The 2,723-nt window shown below is 76.2% G+C and carries 2 protein-coding genes; both read left to right on the forward strand.

Going from position 1 to position 2,723, the window contains the following annotated elements; all coding sequences use genetic code 11:
* Nucleotides 1-119: 119 nt before the first annotated feature.
* Nucleotides 120-542 carry an SSI family serine proteinase inhibitor gene (locus EF918_RS34440; protein ID WP_125652802.1) on the forward strand — a complete coding sequence of 141 codons (423 nt, stop codon included), beginning with the start codon at nucleotides 120-122 and terminating at the stop codon, nucleotides 540-542.
* Nucleotides 543-673: 131 nt separating this feature from the next.
* Nucleotides 674-2,723: PAS domain-containing protein (locus EF918_RS34445; RefSeq protein ID WP_125652801.1), on the forward strand; the 2,050-nt coding region annotated here is incomplete at its 3' end.

Raw genomic sequence — 2,723 nt, forward strand, 5'->3', positions numbered from 1 at the left:
TCGTTGGGCAGGGGGCCGGACGTCTCCCGGGGCGGTTCCCGGGGCACCGACCGGCGCCGCCACGACGCACCGACACCACGACGACCCGACGATCCGACGACCCACCCGGAGTGATCCTGATGCGTCTCGCCGCCCTCGCCGTCACCTCCGCCCTGGCCGCCGCCGTCGCCGGCCCGCTCCCCCCGCTGCCGCTCGGCGCACTGCTCTCCCCGCCCGACCGGCTCACCGTCTCCGTCGCCGGCACCGGCAACCCGCTCGCCGACGGCGAATACCTCCTGGAGTGCGACCCGCCCGGCGGTACGCACCCCAAGAAGGAGCGGGCCTGCGAGCGGCTCGACCGGCTCGACCGGGCGGGCAAGGACCCCTTCGCCCCCGTCCCCAAGGACCGGATCTGCTCGTACGTGGACGGCGGACCGGCCACCGCCCACGTCACCGGGAACTGGCGGGGACGACAGGTGGACGCAAGGTTTCAGCGCCGCAATGGTTGTGAGATCAAGCGATGGAATGATTTGGAACCGCTGCTTCCGGGCCGCCCCTCCTGACCTGGCAGGATCGGGTCGGCCGGCGGAACATGCCGGGGCAGGCCCCGCCGTCCGAGGTTCCGGGCCGGGGAGGTGGCCTTAGACTCCTCCCGTGACTTGCCGGTAGTCGTGGTCAGGGGAGGACGCTCGTCGTGAGCAGCAGGCCATCCCGAGGCGCTGCTCGCCTCGCAGCAATACTCGACGCGCTGCCCGACGCGCTGCTGCTCGTCAACGCCAACGGCACGGTCGTCAACGCCAATTCGATCGCCCTCGAAGCCATGGAGAGCCCCGGCACGGGCCTCGTCGGACGGGGCGTGCTGGACCTGCTGCCGCAGTTCGACTCCAAGCTGATCCCCGGCTCGATGCGCCGCCCCGGCGACGACGAGACCGACCGGCGCAAGCCGACCCGGATGATCGCCCGGCGCACCGACGGCTCCGAGTTCCCGGTCGAGATCACCAGCGCCAACCTCGACGGCCGCGACGCCTACCGCGACCCCCACCCCGGCTTCACCGGCGACGAGCTCCTCATGATCGTCGTACGGGACCTCACCGGCACCGTGGACACCGAGGCCGAGCTCGCGCGTTCGCAGCGGCAGACCGAGATGATCCTGCGGGCCGCGGCCGAGGGCGTCGTGGGCACCGACACCGAGGGCCGGGTGGTCCTGGTGAACCCGGCCGCCGCGCAGATCCTCGGCTACCGGGCCACGGACCTCGGCAACCGCGAGCTGCACGGGCTCGTCCAGCACTCCCGGGCCGACGGCTCGCCGTTCCCGTTCGAGGAGTCCCCCCTCGCGGACACCCTGCGCAGCGGGCGCAAGCACCGGGTGCGCGGGCAGGTGCTGTGGAACAAGGCCGGGCAGCCCGTCTCCGTCGACCTCACCACCTCGCCGGTGCGGGACGGGGACCAGCTCGTCGGCGCCGTGATGACCTTCACCGACCGGCGCCCCTACGACGCCCTGGCCGCGCGCCACGCCCAGCTGCTGGCCGTCCTCGGCGACGCCCTGCGCGGGCCGCTGGAGGAGCTGCGCGGGGAACTGGCGACCCTGGCCGCCGACGACGCGGGCCAGCTCTGGCCGGAGGCCAACCAGCTGCTGCACCACCTGGCCGCCGGTTACTCGCGGATGACCACGCTGGTCGACAACGTGCTCGGCTTCCAGCAGCTGGACGCCGGCGCCGAGAAGCTGGCCAAGAAGAAGGTGCTGATCGACGGGGTCGTCGCGGCCGGCGTCGACGGTGCGGTGGAGCTGATCGGGCCCGGGCGGGTCCAGTTCGCCGTGCACGCGCCGACCATCGAGGCCGAGGTGGACGCCGAGCGCATCGCCACCGCGCTGGCGCACCTGATCGCCGACGTCACCGGCGTGGACGCCACCGGCAAGACCCCGCAGGGCAGCGGCTACATGGACTCCACCGTGGTGGTCGCCGCCGCCCAGCGCGGCGACGTCGTACGGATCGAGGTGCGCGGCCCCTACGACGGCGGGAACCCGGTGCACGAGCCGGTCGTACGGGGGATCGTCCGGGCGCACGGCGGGGTGCTGCAGACCGTCGACGTGCCGGGGGCACCCGGCGGGGCGTACGTGCTGGAGCTGCCGCTCGGGTCCGGCGCCGGGACCGTGACGCTGCCGGAGCCGCCGGCTCCGGAGCCGGCGTCGGCCGCCGAGGCGGCCGGGGGCGCCGGAGCCGGTGCCGCCGGTGAGTCGGCCGCCGCGGAACGCGGGACCGGACGGCGGCGGGCGCGGCGCGGTGTGGACGCGTTCCTGGAGGACGAGGTCCGGCCCGCCGAGGCCGGCGGCGGCGCGCTGGCGCTGCCGTCCGGGCGGCGCCGCGCCGGTACGGGTGACGAGGCCGCGCCCGGCCTCGCCACGGCCCCGGTCGACCCGGCCGGGCTGGGCACCGGGCGGCGGCGCGGGCGAGCCGGCGACGACCGTCCGGCCCCGGCCGCCCAGGGCATGCCCGCCCTGCCCCCGGCCACGGCGGACCGGCCGGCCCCGGCCGGGCGCCGCCGCGCCCTGGGCCCGGCCCACGAACTCCCGCCCGCGGGCGCCCCGGCCGGCCTGCCCGGCCGGACCGCTCCCGTGAACGGCACCCCTGGTCAGGGCGTACCGCCCACCGGTCCCGGCGGCCCCGCCCACGGCCTGGTACCGGCCGTGTCGCCCGACGACACGGCCCGGTCCACCACCCCGTCGGGTCCCCAGGCCCTCCCCC

Source organism: Streptomyces sp. WAC06614, from assembly GCF_003949795.1.
In the GTDB taxonomy this organism is placed as follows: Bacteria; Actinomycetota; Actinomycetes; order Streptomycetales; family Streptomycetaceae; genus Streptomyces.